Origin of the sequence: Bradyrhizobium tropiciagri, from assembly GCF_018130505.1 — a bacterium.
GTDB lineage: Bacteria > Pseudomonadota > Alphaproteobacteria > Rhizobiales > Xanthobacteraceae > Bradyrhizobium > Bradyrhizobium tropiciagri_B.
Map to the genome: position 1 here is coordinate 305868 of NZ_JAFCKH010000004.1, position 19828 is coordinate 325695.

Annotated in this window: 14 protein-coding genes; 7 read left to right on the plus strand and 7 right to left on the minus strand. The window is 63.7% G+C overall.

Annotated elements, in window-relative coordinates; all coding sequences use genetic code 11:
* Nucleotides 1-193 precede the first annotated feature (193 nt).
* The 3 genes from JQ633_RS12130 to JQ633_RS35430 all read right to left on the minus strand — a co-directional run bounded on the left by JQ633_RS12130 (nt 194) and on the right by JQ633_RS35430 (nt 7225).
* Nucleotides 194-2347 (minus strand): FG-GAP-like repeat-containing protein, encoded by a 2154-nt coding sequence (locus JQ633_RS12130; protein WP_211985249.1) that lies wholly within the window; start codon nt 2345-2347, stop codon nt 194-196.
* Between the two features lie 278 nt (nt 2348-2625).
* On the minus strand, nt 2626-4791 hold the full coding sequence (locus JQ633_RS12135) for an FG-GAP-like repeat-containing protein (RefSeq protein WP_211985250.1): 2166 nt from the start codon (nt 4789-4791) through the stop codon (nt 2626-2628).
* Nucleotides 4792-5071: 280 nt separating this feature from the next.
* Nucleotides 5072-7225: a hypothetical protein gene (locus tag JQ633_RS35430; protein WP_211985251.1), complete on the minus strand. Its 2154-nt coding sequence runs from the start codon at nt 7223-7225 to the stop codon at nt 5072-5074.
* A 288-nt stretch (nt 7226-7513) separates the two neighbouring features.
* Between JQ633_RS35430 and JQ633_RS12145 the strand changes: the two genes are divergently transcribed.
* The 6 genes from JQ633_RS12145 (at nt 7514) to JQ633_RS12170 (ending at nt 14317) form a co-directional block, all read left to right on the plus strand.
* Entirely contained in the window at nt 7514-8458 is a 945-nt protein-coding gene (locus JQ633_RS12145) for an AraC family transcriptional regulator (protein WP_211985252.1), read from the plus strand.
* Nucleotides 8459-8596: 138 nt separating this feature from the next.
* Complete coding sequence (locus JQ633_RS12150; protein WP_211985253.1) at nt 8597-10096, plus strand: caspase family protein; 1500 nt, start codon at nt 8597-8599, stop codon at nt 10094-10096.
* A gap of 29 nt (nt 10097-10125) precedes the next feature.
* Nucleotides 10126-11370 carry an FAD-dependent oxidoreductase gene (locus tag JQ633_RS12155; RefSeq protein ID WP_211985254.1) on the plus strand — a complete coding sequence of 415 codons (1245 nt, stop codon included), beginning with the start codon at nt 10126-10128 and terminating at the stop codon, nt 11368-11370.
* A gap of 214 nt (nt 11371-11584) precedes the next feature.
* Nucleotides 11585-12361 carry an outer membrane protein gene (locus JQ633_RS12160; protein WP_211985255.1) on the plus strand — a complete coding sequence of 259 codons (777 nt, stop codon included), beginning with the start codon at nt 11585-11587 and terminating at the stop codon, nt 12359-12361.
* 48 nt (nt 12362-12409) lie between these two features.
* The gene (locus tag JQ633_RS12165) at nt 12410-13468 is read left to right on the plus strand and encodes a LysR family transcriptional regulator (protein WP_211985256.1); all 1059 of its coding nucleotides are present in this window, start codon (nt 12410-12412) and stop codon (nt 13466-13468) included.
* A 201-nt stretch (nt 13469-13669) separates the two neighbouring features.
* Nucleotides 13670-14317 (plus strand): hydrolase, encoded by a 648-nt coding sequence (locus JQ633_RS12170; protein ID WP_433995646.1) that lies wholly within the window; start codon nt 13670-13672, stop codon nt 14315-14317.
* 165 nt (nt 14318-14482) lie between these two features.
* Here JQ633_RS12170 and JQ633_RS12175 read toward each other — a convergent pair whose 3' ends face one another.
* The 4 genes from JQ633_RS12175 to JQ633_RS12190 form a co-directional block, all read right to left on the minus strand.
* A complete protein-coding gene (locus tag JQ633_RS12175; protein ID WP_211985257.1) occupies nt 14483-15253 on the minus strand; it encodes an SDR family NAD(P)-dependent oxidoreductase in 771 nt (256 codons plus the stop codon).
* A 204-nt stretch (nt 15254-15457) separates the two neighbouring features.
* Nucleotides 15458-16249, minus strand: a complete 792-nt coding sequence (locus JQ633_RS12180; protein WP_211985258.1) for an outer membrane protein — start codon at nt 16247-16249, stop codon at nt 15458-15460.
* Between the two features lie 242 nt (nt 16250-16491).
* Nucleotides 16492-18552, minus strand: a complete 2061-nt coding sequence (gene parE, locus JQ633_RS12185) for a DNA topoisomerase IV subunit B (RefSeq protein WP_211985259.1) — start codon at nt 18550-18552, stop codon at nt 16492-16494.
* A gap of 129 nt (nt 18553-18681) precedes the next feature.
* Nucleotides 18682-19050: a hypothetical protein gene (locus JQ633_RS12190; RefSeq protein WP_211985260.1), complete on the minus strand. Its 369-nt coding sequence runs from the start codon at nt 19048-19050 to the stop codon at nt 18682-18684.
* A 201-nt stretch (nt 19051-19251) separates the two neighbouring features.
* Between JQ633_RS12190 and JQ633_RS12195 the strand changes: the two genes are divergently transcribed.
* Entirely contained in the window at nt 19252-19782 is a 531-nt protein-coding gene (locus JQ633_RS12195; RefSeq protein WP_211985261.1) for a DedA family protein, read from the plus strand.
* The last annotated feature ends 46 nt before the right edge of the window (nt 19783-19828 follow it).

The window sequence follows — 19828 nt, forward strand, 5'->3', positions numbered from 1 at the left end:
CGGGGCGCCTTACGCTGGCGCGACGGGCGAGCAACCCTGGCGCGACAATTGTTCGGAACTCTTTCGTTCAGAATCCGAAGCGAATGTCTTCGCGATCAGTGTGCAGGTTCGGCTTTTGCATCGAGCTGCGGGGCAGGGCGCACTGCGGAGATTTGAGACACCGGGCGACCCGCGTGGCCGCCCGGTCGTTGCTTCACACGATATGCCAGCTCGCATCGACGCCGGAGCCGACGATGTGCGCGGAGGCAATATTGCCGTTGTCCCAGACCGACACCGATCCATTGTCGTTATGCCAGAGGATATCGCCGGTCCCGCTGCCGTCGTAATCGCCGACGCCGGCGATGTGCCAGTCGGTGGGTACTTTGCCCGCGGAGGCGACGATATTCGCCTGGTCGAGCCTGCCGGCATACCAGATCGACACCGCACCATTGTCATTGTGCCAGAGGACATCGTCAGCGCCGCTTCCGGTGAAATCTCCGGTACCGGCAAAATGCCAGCCGGAGTTTGCGAGGGTGCCGGCAGGGGCGATGATGTGGGCGTTGCCGAGCTGGCCGTTGTCCCAGGCCGACACCGCGCCATTGTCGTTGACCCAGAGAATGTCGCTGTGGCCGTTGCCGTCGAAGTCGCCGGTGCCGGCAAAATGCCAGCCGGTGTTCGCGAGGGTGCCAGAGGGGGCAACGATGTGGGCGCTGGCCATCTGGCCGTTGTCCCAGATCGACACCGCGCCGTTGTCGTTGACCCAGAGGATGTCGCCCTTGTTGTTGCCGTCGAAGTCACCGGTGCCGGCAAGATGCCAGCTGCTGGAAACGGTGCCGGCACTGGCGATGATGTGGGCGCTAGCGACCTGGCCGTTGTCCCAGATCGACACCGCGCCGTTGTCATTGACCCACAGGATGTCCTTCTGACCGTTGCCGTCGAAGTCGGCAGTGCTGGCAAAATGCCAGCCATTGGCAATGGTGCCGGCACCGGCGATCTGGTGAGCGCCGCCGGGGTTCGCGTTGTCCCAGACCACCGCCTGGCCATCGTTGCCGATCAGCAGTGCGTCGCTGTGATCGTCGCCGTTGAAGTCCCGCGCTGCATCGGACCAGATGAAATCGTCGCTCGTCAACGCGAACTTCTGGACGTTCTGCAATGTCAGTGAACTTCCGCCGCCGAGATCGATGACGGTGTCGGCGCCAGTCTGCGTCGCGTGGGTAAACACGTCCACAAGATTGTGAAAGGGATTTGCGCCGGGAAGATGTCCGATGGTCCTGAACGCCTGGAGGTCGATCCGGTCGTGCACGCCCGCGCCGGGGGTAAAGTCGGTGATGACGTCGTTGCCGGCACCGGCGATGACGAAGACATCGTCACCAGACCCGCCCGTCATCGTGATATGGTCGCCATGGCTTTCGAGCGTGTCGTCACCGTCGCCACCGTTCTCCGTTGTGTTGATGACAAAGTCGGTGATCCGGTCGTTGCCGCCGAGGCCGTAATACGTCGTGACCGATCCGCCATTCGAGCGTAGCCAATTGTCCAGCTCGTTGCCGTACGCCGCGCCGGATCCGGTGATGACGAGATTTTCGACGTAGGTAGGCAGAACATAGTTTGCGAGCGGCGTAAAAACCTCGACGGTGTCGATGCCTTCGTTCGGCCGCTCCGCCACGGAATCGCCGACGTCAACGAAGTAGGTGTCGTTTCCGGTGCCGCCGACAAAATGATCGCCGCCGCCTCCGCTGCGGAAAGTGTCGTTGCCGGCGTATCCGTAGAGGGTATCGCGGCCGGTACTGCCTTCGAGGTCGTTGTCGAGGCCGTTGCCGTAGCCGGCATGCGATCCTCCACCGGTGAAGAACAGCCTCTCGAAATTCACGTCTAGCGTGTAGCTGGTAAGGGTAGTGAAGATAGTGTCGGATCCCTCATTCGGTTGCTCGATCACAGTATCGAGCAACGAATTGACGTAATAGGTATCGTTGCCAAGCCCGCCGACCATATGGTCCGCGCCGGCGTAGCCGTCGAGAAGATCGTCACCGGAAAAGCCCTGCAGATTGTCTGATCCGGTGAACGCAGTGGCGAGCTTGTCTTGCGGTGCCGCCGACAGGAATTGTTGGGCATTGATCGAGGTGCCGGTGATCGCTTCGGTAACGGTGCCATCGAGTCCCATACGGTCGAGCGATGTGATCGTGCCGCTCAATACGGTATTGCCGTATACGTTGAACGAGCCGTACGCGATGGTGAAGCTGCCGTCGGTATTATCGATGGTCAGATAGGTGGCGTGCGCGCTGTAGTCGTCACTCATCACGTATTGCCACGGCGTGATTGAGTAGCCTTCGTAAGTAACGGGAAAAGATTCGTAGTGCTTATAGTTGGCCATGGGATGCTCCATCGGTTCAACGCACCCAATCCGCGGAGCCGTCCCCGAGGTGCTGATGCGTGCTCGACAGGTTTGTCTCCGGCCGCCGGTGGCGGCTTACGCTGGCGCGACCGGCGAGCAACCCTGGAGCGACAATTGTTCGGAGCTCGTTCGTTCAGAGTCCGAAGCGAATGTCTTCGATCAGTCGTGCAGGTTCGACGTTGCACTGAACTGCGGGGCAGGGCGCGCTGAGGAGATTTGAGACGTCGGGCGACCCGCGTGGCCGCCCGGTCGTTGCTTCACACGATTTGCCAATTCGCATCGACGCCGAGGCCGACGAGGTGTGCGGTATCGATGTTGGCGTTGTCCCAGATCGACATCGATCCATTGTCGTTGTGCCAGAGGATATCGTCGTGGCCGTTGCCGTCGTAATCGCCGACGCTGGCGATATTCCAGCTGGCGGGGACTTTGCCCGCGGAAGCGATGATATGCGCCTGGTCGAGCGCGCCGTCATTCCAGATCGACACCGCACCATTGTCATTGTGCCAGAGGATATCGTCGGCGCCGTTTCCGCCGAAATCGCCGGTGCCGGCAAAATGCCAGCCGGTGTTTGCGAGAGTGCCGGCAGAGGCGATGATGTGGGCGTTGCCGAGCTGGCCGTTGTCCCAGGCCGACACTGCACCATTGTCGTTGACCCACAGGATGTCGCTGTGGCCGTTGCCGTCGAAGTCGCCGGTGCCGGCAAAGTGCCAGCCGGTGTTCGCGAGGGTGCCGGCCGGGGCGACGATATGGGCGTTGGCCATCTGGCCGTTGTCCCAGACCGACACCGCGCCGTTGTCGTTGACCCAGAGGATGTCGCTCTTGTGATTGCCGTCGAAGTCACCGGCGCCGGCAAGATGCCAGCTGCCGGGAACGGTGCCGGCGCTGGCGATGATGTGGGCGCCGGCGACCTGGCCATTGTCCCAGATCGAGGCCGCGCCGTTGTCGTTGACCCACAGGATGTCCTTCTGACCGTTGCCGTCGAAGTCGCCCGTACTGGCAAAATGCCAACCACTGCCAATGGTGCCGGGATTGGCGATCGCGTGGGAGTAGTTTTCGTACCCGTTGTCGAAGACCAACGCCTGGCCATCCTTGTTGATCAGCAACGCGTCGCTGTGATCATCGCCGTTGAAGTCCCCCTTCGCGTCCGACCAGATGAAATCGTCGGCCGTCAGCGCGGATGTCTGCACGTTCTGCAATGTCAGTGAACTGCCGGCGCCGAGATCGATGAAGGTGTCGGCTCCGATCTGCACCGCATGGGCAAGCACGTCCCCAAGATTGTGGAAGTAATGTCCATTGACGAGCGACCCGTAGGACCTGAAACCCTGGAGATCGATGCGGTCGTGCACTCCCGCGCCGGCCGTGAAATCGGTGATGACCTCAGTGCCGACATCGGTGATGACGAAGTAGTCGTCGCCGGCTCCACCCGTCATCGTGATGTGGTCGGCGCGGGTGACGAGCGTATCGTCGCCGTCGCCGCCGTTGGCCGTGGTGTTGTTCAATGCGTCTTCGATCCGGTCGTTGCCGCCGAGGCCGTAGAGCGTCGTGACCGATCCGCCATTTGTGTGGATCCAGTTGTCCGACTCGTTGCCGGACGCAGTGCCGGTCCCGGCAATGACGAGATTTTCGACGTTGGTCGGCAGAACATAATCCGGCCGTAGATCAAAAACGAGGACGGTATCCACGCCCTCGTTCTGCCCCTCCATCACCTTGTCGCCGACGTGGACCTCGTAGCTGTCGTTACCGGTGCCGCCGTAATACGTGTTGTAGCCGCCCCGAACGATGAAGTGGTCATTGCCGCCGTAACCATAGGAAATGTTTTGGACGGTATCTCCTTCGAACCAGTTGTCGAGGCCGTTGCCCTTGCCGGTCTGCCATCCTCCACCCGTATAGGACAGGCCCTCGACATTTGCGTCGAGAGTATAGCTCGTCACATTCGTAAGGACCGTGTCCAATCCCTGGTTCGGCAGTTCGATGACGTGATCGGTCAAGGAATGGACAGTGTAGTAATCGTCGCCGAGCCCACCGGTCAGCTGATTTACTCCGGCATAGCCATCGAGAAAATCGGTGCCGGAAAAGCCGGTCAGGTCGTCCGAACCGGTGAATGCGAGGGCGAGTTTGGCTTCCGACGCCGCCGCAAGAAACGCATTGGCATTGATCGAGGTGCCGGTGATCTGCTCGTAAACGGTGCCGTCGGTGCCCCGGTGGTCGAGCGATGTGATCGTGCCGCTCATGACGGTATTGCCGACCACGTTGAATGAGCCGTACGCGATGGTGAAGGTGCCGTCGTTGTTGTCGATATGGATATAGCTGGCGTGTGCGGTGTAGTTCGAGCCCATCACATCCGTCCACGGCTCAGGCGGGAGGCCGGGCAACTCGCCCGGTTGCAAAGGGGGAACAGCTTCGAAGTGACGATAGGTGGCCATGGGATGCTCCGTTGGCTAGGGCACGCCCGATCCACGGAGCCGTCCCCGGGGTAATCGATGCGCGTTCAAACGGTTTGTCTCTGGCCGGAGGCTGGACCTTGCCCTGGAGCGACAGCGAGCAACCCCTGGACGACAAATTGTTCGAAATCTTTTCGTTCAGAACCCGAAGCGAATGTCTTCGCGATCAGTCGCGCAGGTTCGACGTTGCGCCGAACCGCCGGGCAGGGTGCACGGTGGGGATTTAACGCGCCGGACGGCGGTGCGGCCGCCCGGCCGTTGCTCACACGATATGCCAGCTCGCATCGACGCCGCTACCGACGGCATGCGCGGTATTGATGTCGCCGTTGTCCCAGACCGACACCGTCCCGCTGTCCTTGTTCCAGAGGATGTCGTCGCGGCCGTTGCCGTCGTAATCGCCAACGCCGGCGATATGCCAGCTGGAGTCGACCGTGCCGGCCGAGGCTACGAAATGCGCCCCGAAAAGATTGCCGTCAGTCCAGATCGACACGGCTCCGTTGTCGTTGTGCCAGAGGATATCGTCAGCGTCCCCGCCGTAGAAGTTACCGACGCCGGCGACGTGCCACCCGGAGCCGACGGTGCCGGCACTGGCAATGAAGTGGCCGTTGCCGGGCAGGGCGTTGTCCCAGATCGACACCGCGCCATTGTCGTTGACCCAGAGAACATCGTCGTGGTTGTTGGCGTCGAAATCCCCGGTGCCGGCAAAGTGCCAGCCATTGTTGGCGACGGTGCCGGCGTCGGCGACGCCGTGCGCGCCGCTGATCGTGCCGTCATCCCAGATCGACACCGAGCCGTTGTCGTTGACCCAGAGGATGTCAGTCTTGTTGTTGCCGTCGAAGTCGCCGGTGCCGGCGATATGCCAGCTGTTCGGGACCTGGCCCGCGGAGGCAATGATATGCGCGCCTCCGAGCTGGCCGTTATCCCAGATCGACGTCGAGCCGTTGTCATTGTGCCAGAGAATGTCGGCCTCGTTGTTGCCGTCGAAATCGCCGGTGCCGGCGATATGCCAGCCGCCGGCAACCGTGCCGGCCGAGGCAAGGATATGCGCTCCGCCGATCTGGCCATTGTCCCAAGTCGACACCGCGCCATTGTCGTTGACCCAGAGCGAGTCGCTGTGATTGTTGCCGTTGAAATCCCGGGTCGCCTGCGACCAGATGAAGTCATCGGCGGCGAGCGCAGACTTCTGGACGTTCTGAAGCGTCAGCGAATTGCCGCCGCCGAGGTCGATCACCGTGTCGGCGCCGCTCGGCATTGCGTGTGCGAGCACGTCGGAGAAGCTCTGCAACGGGTTCTGACCGGCGAGCGAGCCGCCCGGCCTGAAGGCTTGAAGATCGATCTTGTCGTGCAGCCCGGCTCCAGCCGTGAAATCGGTGATGACGTAGTGACCGGAGCCGTTGATGACGAAGATATCGTCACCGCTGCCTCCCGTCATTGACTGGTCGCCAGTGCCGCTCACGATGAGCTTGTCGTTGCCGTCGCCGCCAATCAATGTGTTGTTGCTGCCGGATGCGGTCATCAGATCGTTGCCGCCCAGCCCGTAGAGCGTCAGATCATGAAAATTGCCTTCTGCCTTGATCGTATTGTCGAGACCGTTGCCGGACATTGTGACGCCGGATTTCTCAACCGAGAGGTTTTCGACGAAGGCACGGAGCGTATAGCCGGCAACGCCGGTAGAGACCGTATCGATACCCTCGTTGACGCTCTCGTCGACCTCAGCGTTCCCGGTCACCTCGTAGAAGTCGTTGCCTTTGCCGCCGAGGAGCGTATCGCCGTCTCCGCCGCCGAGGTAATCATTGCCACCCAGTCCGTAGAGCTTGTCGGAACCGCTGCCGCCCCACAGGCCGTTGTCGAGGCTGTTGCCGTAACCGGTGTGGGCGCCCGAGCCGTTGAACTGGAGGTTCTCGACGTTTAATCCCAGCGTGTAGGTGGACAGGCTTGTTTCAACGCGGTCAGTACCCTCATTCGGATTCTCGATCACGACGTCCGACAAGGAATCGACGAAGTAGACGTCGAAACCGTCCCCGCCTGCCATATGGTCCTGGCCGCCATAGCCGTTGAGAAAGTCCATGCCGCCGTAGCCGGTCATATCGTCCATGCCGGACAGGGCCATGGCGAACTTGTCCGATGGCGTCGCTGCCAGGAATTGACTGACATCGAGCGAGACGCCCGTGATCTCCTCGATAAGGTTGCCCTGGTAGTCGCGGTGATCGAACGACGTGATCGTGCCGCTCAAGATGGTATTGCCGATGACGTTGAACGAGCCGTGCAGGTATGTGTAGCTGCCGTCCTTATCGTTGTTCTTGATGGTGATGGTGGTGCCGTTGGCGCTGTAGTAGGACGAGCCCATCTGTTGCTCCCAACTGGTAGGGATGGTGGAAGCGTTCGGATAGACTTCGAAGTGACGATAGGTGGCCATGGGGGTGCTCCGTCGGTCAGGGCGCGCCCGATCCGCGGAGCCGTCCCCGGGTGTCGATGCGCGTTCGACGTTTGGTCTCCGGCCCGCCCGCGGCGCCTTACACTGGGGCGACGGGCGAGCAATCCTGGAGCGACAATTTTCGGCTTCCTTTCGGTTTGAACCAAAGCGAACTTTCGACGACTAATGAATTCAGGCGCAACTCTGGGGTGCAGGTCGATGGCCGGGGACGGCTTTCCTGCGAATGCAGGCTCAACGCGGACGGAGACGTCCGTCACGCGATTTTCCACCGTGGACTACGCCCGCAAGGACCGCCTTGCAGCCTGGTGCGAGGTCTACGGAAAGGCCATGTGCAGGCAGGACATCGAGCCGGCCGGCGAAAGCGATTTGCTGGCCGATGTCGTGATCCGGCAGTTGCCGGGTCTCATCACCATGAAGGGCAGCCGGTTCGAGGCGACCTACACGCGCCGGAAATCCCAGGTCGACAGCGACAATCTGTTCGTGACGATCACGCTGGCCGGCACGTTCGCAGCGCGGCAGCTCGGCCGCGAGGCGTTCATGCAGACCGGCGATGCGTTCGTTGGCACGGGAGCCGAGCCGCTGGTCAGCATCGTCTCCCCCGGCGAGTGCCGCGTGCTGACGCTGTCGGTGCCATGTTCGATGATCGCGTCGGCGGTCCCGGGGCTCGACGCGATGTATGGCCGGGTGATTCCGGCGGCGAACCCTGCGTTGCAGATGTTGACCCGCTATGTCGGTGTCCTCGAAGATCCCGACGTTTCGGCCGTATCGGAGCTGCAAGCCGCGTCCGTCCGGCACGCGCAGGAACTGCTCACGCTCGCGCTTGGTGCAACGCGTGATGCGACCGTGACTGCCAGGCTCGGCGGCGGCCGCGCGGCGCGGCTGCGCGAGATCAAGGCAGATATCGAGCGGGCCATCGGCCGCGAGGAAATTTCGGTGGGCGCGATCGCCGCTCGTCATCGGTTGCCCGTTCGCTATGTCCAGCGGCTGTTCGAGGCCGAAGGCGCCAGCTTCACCGAATACGTGCTCGGCCGGCGGCTGGCCCGGGCCTACAGCCTGCTGACCGACCGGCGGTTCGCCGATCTGCCGATCAGCGCCATTGCGCTCGAGGTCGGGTTCGGCAACCAGCCGTATTTCAACCGCAGTTTCCGCGGCCAGTATGGCGCCTCTCCCTCGGAGGTGCGCGCAGGGCAGGCTGGTATCTCCGGAGCCAACTGACCCGTTCGGCGCTCATGAAGACGTGACACGATGGCCCATGCAGATGCTGCGCGGTCATTGAACCGACCTGAGGCATCCGTACACTGCAGTTCAGGCCCTGCGGGCGCCCCTCGGCTTGAGACACGGACGGATGCGCGAATGACGAGACGGCTTTCGGGACTTGCAGCACTGGCCGGCGTCGTGCTCGCTCTGTTGGCATTTGCCGGGCCGGCGCAGGCCGCAAAGCGCGTTGCGCTTGTCATCGGCAACAATGACTATAAGAACGTGCCGAAGCTGCAGAAGGCGGTCAACGACGCCCGTACCATGGGTGACACGCTGAAACAGCTTGGCTTTTCTGTCATGGTGGCCGAGAACCTGAACCGCCAGGCGTTCTCCGAGACCCTGCTGGCCTTTGACCGCTCGGTCGAGCCCGGCGACACCGCGTTCTTCTTCTACGCCGGCCACGGCTTCGAGATCATGGGCCAGAACTTCCTGCTGCCGACCGACGTTCCGGCCGCGACCGAAGGGCAGGAGGAACTGGTGCGCGACGCCTCGGTGCTCGCCGACCGTATCGTCGAGCGGCTCCAGAACAAGAAGGCGCGGACCTCGATCCTGGTGTTCGATGCCTGCCGCAACAATCCGTTCGAGCGCGCCGGCACCCGCGCCGTCGCCGGCGGCGGCGGGCTGGCGCCGATGACGCAGCTGCCGGAAGGCGTGTTCTCGGTGTTCTCGGCAGGGCCGCGGCAGACCGCGCTCGACCGGCTGTCGAACGACGACGCCAATCCCAATTCGGTATTCACGCGGACCTTTGCCAGGGAACTGCTGCAGCCCGGCGAGAACCTGGTGCAGGTCGCCCAGCGCACGCGGCGCCTCGTCAGCGAGGCCGCCGAGAGCGTGAAGCACAAGCAGATTCCGGTCTATTTCGACCAAATGGTCGACGACGTGTTCCTGAGCGGCGCGGCGAAGGGGCAGGCCGAGGCGGTCAAGCCCTCGGCGCCGCCGCAGCAGGTCGCGGCGTTGCCGCCGGTGGCGGTGCCGAAGCTGCCGAAGGAGGATTCCGTCAACGCGCCGATCGCCAGCTTCTCGCGGCACAATGGCGGCTGGACCGTGGTGTTCTCGATCGCCGATCCGACGCTCGGCATCTCCTGGCGGATGGGCGATGCCGGCGATTTCCGCGAGACCGGATTCATCGACACGCTCGATCCGCGCACCCGCAAGCGGATGCCCAACCCCTCGATCGAGCTGCCGGCGGATGCGCCGGCCGGTACGATCGAGCTGCGCTATGTCGATACCCAGGGCGAGATGCAGGGGCCGTTCCCGATCAGGTTCGATCCCGACGCCGCGCTGATCCGCGACCAGCGCAAGATTCTCGACATGACGGCGACGAGCTGGCTGTCGTTCCGCGAGTTCAACGGCCTGCTCGTCTACTACACGCATCTGATGTCGTACCGCTGCGCGATCCGCGAGGTGCGCATCGGCATCGATAGTGCGGTGCCCGACAAGGTGCTGAAGATGCCGGCCTGCAACCCGCGCGATCCGAGCGCGATCCCGTCCGACGCGCAGCCCTACATGAAGCTCGGGCCGCAGACCAAGGCGGTGTCGGTCGAGCTGACGTATCGCGACGGCAGCGTGTCCGAGATCAAGACCTTCCGGCGCTAGGCCTGTCGGATCAGAGATAGGATGACGCCATGGATGCAGGCAGTCCCGAACAGCCCGGCGTGCGCAAGTTGAAGGTCCGCTGCTGCGTTGTCGGCGGCGGGCCGGCCGGCATGATGCTGGGCTATTTGTTGGGACGGGCCGGGATCGACGTCGTGGTGCTGGAGAAGCATGCCGACTTCTTCCGCGATTTCCGCGGCGACACGGTGCATCCCTCGACGCTGCAGGTGATGAATGAGCTCGGGCTGATCGACGGCTTTCTGAAGCTGCCGCATCAGGAGATCCAGAAGATGGACGGCATCTTCGCCGGCAGGTCGGTGCGGATCGCCGACCTCAGCCGCCTCAAGGTCAAATATCCGTTCATCGCGATGATGCCGCAGTGGGACTTCCTCAACTTCCTGCGCGAGAGCGGCAAGCGCTTCGCGTCGTTGAAGGTGCTGATGAGCACCGAGGCCACCGATCTGCTCCGGCGCGGCGATACCGTGACCGGCGTTCGCGCGACGACGCCTGACGGCCCGATCGAGATCGAGGCCGATCTCACCATTGCCTGCGACGGCCGCCATTCGACTGTTCGCGAGCGCGCCGGGTTCGCGGTCGAGGAGATCGGCGCGCCGATGGACGTGCTGTGGTTTCGCGTCGGGCGGCGGCCCGACGAGACCGAGAACCTGTTTGCCCGGGTCGAGAACGGCAAGATGATGGTGACGTTCGACCGCGGCGACTATTGGCAGTGCGCCTATGTGATCGCCAAGGGGCAGTATGAGGCGGTCAGGGCGAGGGGACTGCCGGCGCTGCTCGACGACGTGCTGCGGCTGGCGCCGATCCTGAAGGGCGGCATTGCCGACGTGAAGAGCTTCGACGACGTCAAGCTGCTCACGGTGGCGATCAACCGGCTGTCGCGCTGGAGCCGCCCCGGGCTGCTGTGCATCGGCGATGCGGCGCATGCGATGTCGCCGATCGGCGGTGTCGGCGTCAACCTCGCGGTGCAGGATGCGGTCGCAACCGCGAACATCCTGGCGGCAAGGCTCGTGCAGGGGTGCCCGTCGGAGGACGAGCTCGATGCCGTCAGGCGTCGGCGCGAATTTCCGGTGCGCGTGACGCAGCGCATGCAGGTGGTAGCGCAGAACAACATCATCACCGCGGCGCTCAGATCGGGCAATCAGGGCGTGCCGTTCGCGCTCCGGCTGATCACGGCGATGCCCTGGCTCCAAGGGCTGACCGCGCATCTCGTCGGCATCGGCGTGCGCCCCGAGCATGTCCATTCGCCGGCCCAAGGCTGATCGAACGGCCGAATGGCGACGCAGGATTTCGTCAAGGATAACATCGGGTTAAGCTAGCCCAAAAAAGTTGCGCGACTGCAACAGGCGCGCCGGATTCGAAATCGGCGAACGTGGATTCGGCGCAGCCGCCGGCTGCGGTTTTCTTTTGGTAAGGGTCTGTCTGGGAAAGCTGGCACCCATCAGACAACCCTTGAGACAACCTTCGGGTGCCATCATGTTTCGGACCAAATTCGTTGCTGCGTTGATCGTCACCACCGCATTTGGCGCGACGGCAGCGTCGGCTGCCGACCTCGGGGCGCGGCCCTACACCAAGGCACCGGCCTACGTTGAGTCGCTCTACAACTGGTCCGGCTTCTATATCGGCGGCCATCTCGGCGGCGCCTGGACCAACGAGCAGTGGGTCAACAGCGCCAACACCACGGCGTTCGGCGACCTCGCGCCGGGCCAGGGCTTCCGTCAGCGCGGCTCCGGCTTCATGGGCGGCGGCCAGATCGGCTACAACTGGCAGGCCAACAATTTCGTGTTCGGCGTCGAGGGCACGTTCTCCGGGCTCGACAATTCCGGCCGCCTCAACAACACGCTGTTCGGCGGCCTCGACGATCAGTTCAGCTGGCGTGCGAACTTCATGGCGACGATCGTCGGCCGCGCCGGCCTCGCCATCAACAACAACCTGCTCTACATCAAGGGCGGCTATGCCGGCGTGAACAACCGCCTCGCCGTGGTCGACAACGTCGCCAACCCGTCGACCGGCTCGGGCAGCCAGACCCACTGGGCCAGCGGCTGGACCGTCGGCGGCGGCTGGGAATACGGCATCACCCGCAACTGGACCGTCGGCGTCGAGTACAATTACGCCGCCTTCGAGCGCGCCACCTATCAGCTCGCCGGCACCGCGGCCGGGACCTACACGTTCGACGCCAAGCCGCGCGATATCCAGTGGGCGGTGGTCCGTCTGAACTACAAGTTCGACGCGCCGGTCATCGCGCGCTACTGAGCTTCCTCGCGGCCGCGATCACCAAAGCCCCGGCATCGTCCGGGGCTTTTGCTTTTCGATCGGACGCCTGCCAACCAGCGAATAATTGATCCGCGCCCGGCTACAAGGATCTGCGACATCTTGATAGGTGGGTGTAGTGGCAAACTTCACAGCGATCGAAACATCACCATGACCGGTCCCCTGGACAAGCTGTCTTGGGACGATCTGCGCATCATCAAGGCGATTGGTGAGAGCGGGTCTCTCGCGCTTGCAGCGACAGCGCTTGGCATCAACACATCGACGGTGTCCCGCCGGCTCGAGCATGTCGAGGAAGCCCTCGGCATCGTGCTGTTTGACCGGCGGCGCAGCGGGTATGCGCCGACGGCTCCCGGTCTCGAACTGATCGCGCTCGCCGAGCGGGTCGAGCTCGATGTCGTCAGCGTGGCGCGACGGGTATCCGGCAAGGCCGAGGACCACGCCGGCGAGTTGCGCGTGACGACCAGCGACGCGCTGATGCTGGATTTCCTCACGCCCATCATTGCGGACTTCCAGTCCGCCAATCCGTCCGTGACGATCGACGTGGTCGTCGGCAATTGCCTGCTCAATCTCGCCCGCGGGGAAACCGACATCGCGTTCCGCGCCGTGACGGGCACGCCGCCAGACAATCTGTTCGGCCGGAAGGCGGCCACCATTGCCTGGGCCGCCTACGGGCGCGAAAGCGATTTCGCGGACGGTCGGCCGCGGCTCGATGAGATCTATCAGCGCCGCTGGCTATCCTACGGAAAGAACCTGTCCGGCCTGAAGGCGCACGGCTTCGTTGAGCAGCGCGTACCCGCCGAGCGGATCGTGTTCCGAAGCGACTCCGTTGCCGGGATGGCGACCGCGATCGCGGCGGGAATCGGGATCGGCTTGCTGCCCTGCATGCACGGAGACGGCATCGCCGGTCTCATGCGCATCGGACCGATCGAGCCCGATATCAGCGACGAACTCTGGATCCTGACCCACCCGGATATCCGGAAGTCGGCGCGTGTGAGTGCGTTCATGACGCATTGCATGGAAGCGATCGCCCGGCAACGCGCGCTGATCGAGGGACGACGGCCCGACGAGCGGCCGCAGGGCACGCAATAGCCGTCGCCTGTTCGCTGCGCATCCGCGCTGCACGTGATCTGCGGCGGCAGCTGCAGTTTTGCGGAAATGCTTCGGCACAAATGCTGCTCGCGCCATGCAAGGCTTCGTCGTAACTCCGCTGCGCGCTGCGGCCGTCCGCCTGAAGGCGGCGCAGCGGCTACCCAAGATCAAGAAGTTTCAGCGCTCTGGAAAGGAACCGACGTGAGCATCAAGGCGATCGCCAAACCGGCAAAAACGCTTCTGAGCCCCCAGGATCACACCATGATCCTGATCGATCATCAGTCGCAGATGGCGTTCAACACCAAGTCGATCGACATCACCAATCTGCGCACCAACGTCGCGATCCTCGCGCACACGGCCAAGGGCTTCAAGGTGCCTACCATCCTCACGACGATCTCGCGGGATACCTTTGCGGGACCGCTGTTCGAGGAAATCACCGAGGTGTTTCCCGATGCGGAGGTCACCGACCGCACGACGTTGAACGGCTTTGAGGACGAGAACCTGATCCGTCGCATCAATGCCGTCGGCAGGGATCGCCTGGTCGTCTGCGGCCTGTGGACCTCGGTCTGCTGCATGGGGCCGGTACTGTCGGCGCTGGAGCAGGGGTTTGAGGTCTATGTCGTGACCGATGCCTGCGGTGACTGCTCGGCCGAGGCGCATGAGCGCGCCGTCGAGCGCATGATCCAGGCCGGTGCCCGCCCGATCACGGCGCTCGGCTATCTCTCCGAATTGCAGCGCGATTGGGCGCGTCAGGAGACCTACGAGGTCACCACGAGCATCGCCAAGAAATACGGCGGCGCCTTCGGCGTCGGCATCGAGTATGTGAAGACGATGTTCGGCGCGCACTAGAGCATGATCCGGAAAAGTGTGAAGCGGTTTTCCGAAAAGATCATGCTCAAACAAAGAGCCAGAGCGCGATGACGATTCGACCAAAACTCATCGCGCTCCAGACCGATCGCGCCGCGCTTTGGATCATGATGCGATGAAAGTCATCGCATCATGATCCCGCGTCGATCAGACCATCACCGAATAGCCGCCGTCGACCGGGATGGCTGTGCCGGTGACGAAGTCGGATGCCGGCGATGACAGGAACACCGCGATCCCGGCAAAATCGTCGATCGCGCCCCAACGCGCCGCCGGCGTCCGCGCCAGCACGCGCTCGTGCAGGCCGGACACCTGCTGGCGCGCGCCGCGCGTCAGGTCGGTGTCGATCCAGCCGGGCAGGATGGCGTTGACCTGGATGTTGTCCGGTGCCCAGGCATTGGCGCAGGCGCGGGTGTACTGCACGATGCCGCCCTTGCTCGCCGCATAGGCCGCCGCGAAGCTCGCGCCGAAGATCGACATCATCGAACCGATGTTGATGATCTTGCCGGCGCCGGACGCGTTCAGCGCCGGATACGCCGCCTTCGAGCAGACGAACGCGCTGGTCAGGTTGGTGTCGATCACCTTGCTCCACTCGTCGAGCTCGAGCTCGTGCGGCGGCTTGCGGATGCTCATGCCCGCATTGTTGACGAGGATGTCGATCCGGCCGAGCTCGCTGGTGACGCGCGCGATCATGGCGTCGACGGCTGCCGTGTCAGTGACGTCGGTCCTGACGGCGATGGCCTTGACGCCGCGCTGCCGGAGATCCTCGACGGCCGCGTTCGACTTGGTCTCGTTGCGGCCGACGACGGCGATCGCAGCGCCGGCATCGGCGAGGCCGCGGGCCATGCCGAGCCCGATGCCGCCATTGCCGCCGGTGACGATGGCGACCTTGCCCGACAAATCAAACAGTCCGTTCTTCATTGTTGTTATCCGCTGTGGTTTTGAGGCTGCGCCGAGACTGCCCGATCAATGGCGCCGTGACCAGATCGGCATCGGGCGGGGCGGACCCGCGTGCAGCCGATGGCCGCACACGATGCGGTCTTTCAGCCGGCATCCGGCCAACAAAAAAGCCCCGGGGAAACCGGGGCTTTTCGTCTGCCAGATCAGCAGAAATCAGTAGGTCGCTCAGTACTTGGCGACAACCGGGCCGCTCCAGTTGAAGCGGTAGACCAGCGACGTGCTGATGGTCTGCACGAAGGGCTTGAAGGTGATGTCGCGGCCGTTCGAGAGGTTGGTGCCGTCGACCAGCTCGGAGATGTTGCGGTTCTCGTAGTAGGCCGCGCGATATTCGGTCTTCATGAACCAGCCCGGCGCGCTGATTCCGAAGATGTTCAGGTTGTTCTCGACGCCGCCGCCGACGAACCAGCCGTTGCGGTCGAAGCCGTTGGTGTGGCCACCGACCGGGAGAGCGGTGACGGTGTCGAACAGGGTCGTGCCCTTCCAGTGCGAATTGCTGTAACCGGCGTTGACGTAGGACAGCACGTTCGGGGCAACCAGATAGCCGAGGCGCGCACCGGCGGCCCAGCTGTAGTCGTTCTTGATGTTGCCGGCGATGCCCAGGCCCTGGTCCTGGATGGTGCCCTTCAGGCTGCCGAACTGGCCGTCAGCGAACACGCCGATCACCCAGCTGTTGGCGGTCTGCCAGTCATAGCCGGCGCCGACGGTGCCGAACCAGCCATCGCCACCCTGGCGCTGGTTGAAGCCGCGGATCGGCAGGCCCGTGGTGGTCGACTGGATGCCGGTGTCAGCATCCCAGATGCCGCCGCCGCCACCGCCGAAGATGTAGAAGCCGGTCCAGCTCGGCGCCATCGGGAGCGGAGCGGGGGCCTTGGTGTAGGGGCGGGCGGCCAGGTCGGCAGCCGACGCCGATGCCGTCATCGCAGCAACCGCGGTCAGAGCGAGCAAAATCTTCTTCATCTTCAAATCCTCGACTTTAGCGTTCCAGCGGGTCGCTGACGGGGGCGTTCACCGCCGATTCCCGAAACTCATGTTCGGGACTATACGCAGTTCCGCCGGAAATGCTGTTGCGGGTGAGACACAACCGGCCGAAAACGAGGTGGGCGACGCTGTCCGGACCGGCAAAGAGAACGGCCGCCCCCGGATCGGGTGGCGGCCGAAAAATCATTCTGAATCAGTCGGTTGTGACGTCGGCCAGTGACCTAGACGTCGAGCAGGTCGTCACTGGCGAATTCGGCCTTGTCAGAAATAAACGCAAATCGCGCTTCGGCCTTGGTGCCCATCAGCCGCTCGACGGAATCGGCGGTGCCCTCGCGGTCGTCGGCGAGCAGCACCACGCGCAGCAGGGTCCGCTTGGCGGGATCCATGGTGGTTTCCTTGAGCTGCGTCGGGTTCATCTCGCCGAGGCCCTTGAAGCGGTTCACCTCGACCTTGGCGTTGGCGTTGAACTCGCTCTTCAGCAGACGGTCCTTGTCCAGATCGTCGCGGGCATAGACCGACTTGGTGTTGTGCGTGAGCTTGTAGAGCGGCGGCACGGCCAGGTAGAGGTGCCCTTCGTCGATCAGCCGCGGCATCTGCCGGTAGAAGAACGTGATCAGCAGCGAGGCGATATGCGCGCCGTCGACGTCGGCGTCGGTCATGATGATGATGCGCTGATAGCGCAGATCCTCTTCGCGGTAATGCGCGAGCGTGCCGCAGCCGATCGCCTGCACGAGATCGGAGAGCTGTGCGTTGGCGGTCAGCTTGTCCTTGCCCGCGGATGCGACGTTGAGGATCTTGCCGCGCAGCGGCAGCACGGCCTGGTTCTGGCGATCGCGCGCCTGCTTGGCGCTGCCGCCGGCCGAGTCGCCTTCGACAATGAAGAGTTCTGAATTCGTCGTGCCGGTGTCGATGCAATCGGCGAGCTTGCCGGGGAGGCGCAGCTTCTTGCCGGCGGTCTTGCGCGCGGTTTCCTTTTCCTGGCGGCGGCGCAGCCGCTCCTCGGCGCGATCGATCACGAAATCGAGCAGCCGGTTGGCCTGGTTCGGATTGCCCGAGAGCCAGTGGTCGAATGGATCCTTCATCGCCTGCTCGACGATGCGCTGCGCTTCAGCGGTGGCGAGGCGGTCCTTGGTCTGGCCCTGGAATTCGGGCTCGCGCACGAACACCGAGAGCATCACGGCGGCGCCGACCATCACGTCTTCCGAAGTGATGGAGGCCGCGCGCTTGCCCTGGCCAGCGCGCTCGGCATGGTCCTTCAGGCCGCGCAGCAGCGCGCTGCGCAAGCCTGATTCATGCGTGCCGCCGTCCGGCGTCGGCACCGTGTTGGTGTAGGACGACAGGAATCCGTCGGCATCGGCGGTCCAGGCCACCGCCCATTCGCAGGCGCCGTGCGCGCCGCTGCGTCCGGACTTGCCGGAGAAGATATCCTGATGCACCAGCGTGTCGGCGTGGATCGCCGCGGCGAGATAGTCCTTCAGGCCGCCGGGGAAATGGAAGGTCGCCTCGGGCGGCACATCCTCGACGCCCTTCAGCAATTCCGGATCGCAGCGCCAACGGATCTCGACGCCGCCGAACAGATAGGCCTTCGATCGCGTCATCTTGAACAGGCGCTGCGGCTTGAACGCCGCCTTGGCGCCGAAGATGTCGGTGTCCGGCTTGAAGCGGATGCGGGTGCCGCGGCGGTTGTTGATCTTGCCGAGGTCCTCGATCTTGCCCTTGGGATGGCCGCGCTCGAAGATCATGCGATAGAGCTTCTGGCTGCGTGCCACCTCGACCTCGAGGCGCGAGGAGAGGGCGTTGACCACGGAGACGCCGACGCCGTGCAGGCCGCCCGAGGTCTCATAGACCTTGGAGTCGAACTTGCCGCCCGAATGCAGCGTGCACATGATGACTTCGAGCGCCGACTTCTTCGGGAATTTCGGATGCGGATCGATCGGAATGCCGCGGCCATTGTCGGTGACGGTGAGGAAGCCGTCGCCGGTGAGCTCCACGTCGATGAAAGTGGCGTGGCCGGCAAGCGCCTCGTCCATCGAGTTGTCGATCACCTCGGCGAACAGATGGTGCAGCGCCTTCTCGTCGGTACCGCCGATATACATGCCCGGCCGGCGGCGGACCGGTTCCAGACCCTCCAGAACCTCGATATCAGCCGCCGTATAGCCGTCCTCGGCGCCCCCTGCGGACCGGGCGGCGACCTTCAGCGGTGCGCGGCCCTTGGCTTCCGGGGTTCCGAACAGATCGTCGGCTGATTTAGATTTGGCGTTTGATTTCTGAGGCTTGGACATGGTTCTTCAAGTGGCGCGCCAGTTCTGGCGCGGCGAATCGGTTGCTTTGACTATGCCACGGATAGGCTGCCAATGGGGACGGCCGACGGCAGCAGGGCCCGGCCGTCCCCTTCAGATAGGCAGTGTCAATTACGCCCGCGAGGTGCGGAATACAACGATCGCGAACAGGGCCATGGCCACGATCACCATCAGCGCCCCGGTGATCGCAGCAGCCTCCAGCGAGGGGCCTTTCAGCAGCACCATCGCCACCCCGACCGGAAACAGGATGCCGCCTGCGATGTGCAGCGAGCCCTGGATCTTTGCCAGCAGCATGCTGCCGGCGGCGGGCACGAGGCGGTAGTACAGGCCGAACAGGAAGAGCAGCACGCCGCCGACGAGATTGAGATGCGCATGTGCCGGGCCGAGTGTGAAGTCATGCTGGATACCCATGGCGATGCCCGCGAGCATTCCGAACAGCAGAACGACAACGCTCACGCACATCATCAGTGATCCGATCATCCATTGAATCCTTTTTCTTGTGAGGGAGATGTCCGCCAGCCGCAGCGGCAGGGGCCTTGACGGCCCCCCAAGGGAAATCACGATCGATCCCCCGCCTTTGTGACTTGATGTCACGCAATGTGCTGGCTTACCTGTTCTTAGGCGAAGGGCCGGTAGAAAGGTTCAATCAGAACGCCAACGGAGCGGAAGGCACTCGACGAGATGGAAGATTTTGCGCACGCCCTGGCTGAATTCGTGCGCCATCACCAGGCTTGGGCCGCGCCGATCGTCATGCTGCTGGCGTTCGGTGAATCGCTCGCCTTCATCTCGCTGTTGGTCCCCGCCTGGGGCGCGCTGGTCGCGATCGGCGCGCTGATCGGCGTCAGCGGCATCAGTTTCTGGCCGGTCTGGATCGCCGGCGGCATCGGTGCCGCGCTCGGCGACTGGGTCTCCTACTGGTTCGGCTATCGCTACAAGGAGCAGGTCGCGCAGATGTGGCCGCTGTCGCGCTATCCCGAGATCCTGCCGCGCGGCGAGGCCTTCGTGAAGAAGTGGGGCGTGCCGAGCATCTTCATCGGCCGCTTCTTCGGTCCGCTGCGCGCCTCGGTGCCGCTCGCCGCCGGCATTTTCGAGATGTCGTACTGGCCGTTCCAGATCGCCAATTTCGTCTCCGCGCTGGTCTGGTCGGCCGTGCTGCTGCTGTTCGGCGACGTCCTCGCGCACGCCGTCGAATGGATCTGGCGGGCGGCGTGAGGCCTGGAATAAGGTCACAACCCAGGGGTTAGCCGGGGTGAGCGGG

What these genes read in the sequence shown, in the direction of transcription:
- JQ633_RS12130 (WP_211985249.1), bottom strand. Translation starts at nt 2,347, where the DNA reads ATGGCCAACTATAAGCACTACGAATCTTTTCCCGTTACTTACGAAGGC.
- JQ633_RS35430 (WP_211985251.1), bottom strand. Translation starts at nt 7,225, where the DNA reads ATGGCCACCTATCGTCACTTCGAAGTCTATCCGAACGCTTCCACCATC.
- JQ633_RS12195 (WP_211985261.1), top strand. Translation starts at nt 19,252, where the DNA reads ATGGAAGATTTTGCGCACGCCCTGGCTGAATTCGTGCGCCATCACCAG.
- JQ633_RS12150 (WP_211985253.1), top strand. Translation starts at nt 8,597, where the DNA reads ATGACGAGACGGCTTTCGGGACTTGCAGCACTGGCCGGCGTCGTGCTC.
- JQ633_RS12135 (WP_211985250.1), bottom strand. Translation starts at nt 4,791, where the DNA reads ATGGCCACCTATCGTCACTTCGAAGCTGTTCCCCCTTTGCAACCGGGC.
- JQ633_RS12175 (WP_211985257.1), bottom strand. Translation starts at nt 15,253, where the DNA reads ATGAAGAACGGACTGTTTGATTTGTCGGGCAAGGTCGCCATCGTCACC.
- JQ633_RS12160 (WP_211985255.1), top strand. Translation starts at nt 11,585, where the DNA reads ATGTTTCGGACCAAATTCGTTGCTGCGTTGATCGTCACCACCGCATTT.
- JQ633_RS12180 (WP_211985258.1), bottom strand. Translation starts at nt 16,249, where the DNA reads ATGAAGAAGATTTTGCTCGCTCTGACCGCGGTTGCTGCGATGACGGCA.
- parE (WP_211985259.1), bottom strand. Translation starts at nt 18,552, where the DNA reads ATGTCCAAGCCTCAGAAATCAAACGCCAAATCTAAATCAGCCGACGAT.
- JQ633_RS12190 (WP_211985260.1), bottom strand. Translation starts at nt 19,050, where the DNA reads ATGATCGGATCACTGATGATGTGCGTGAGCGTTGTCGTTCTGCTGTTC.
- JQ633_RS12155 (WP_211985254.1), top strand. Translation starts at nt 10,126, where the DNA reads ATGGATGCAGGCAGTCCCGAACAGCCCGGCGTGCGCAAGTTGAAGGTC.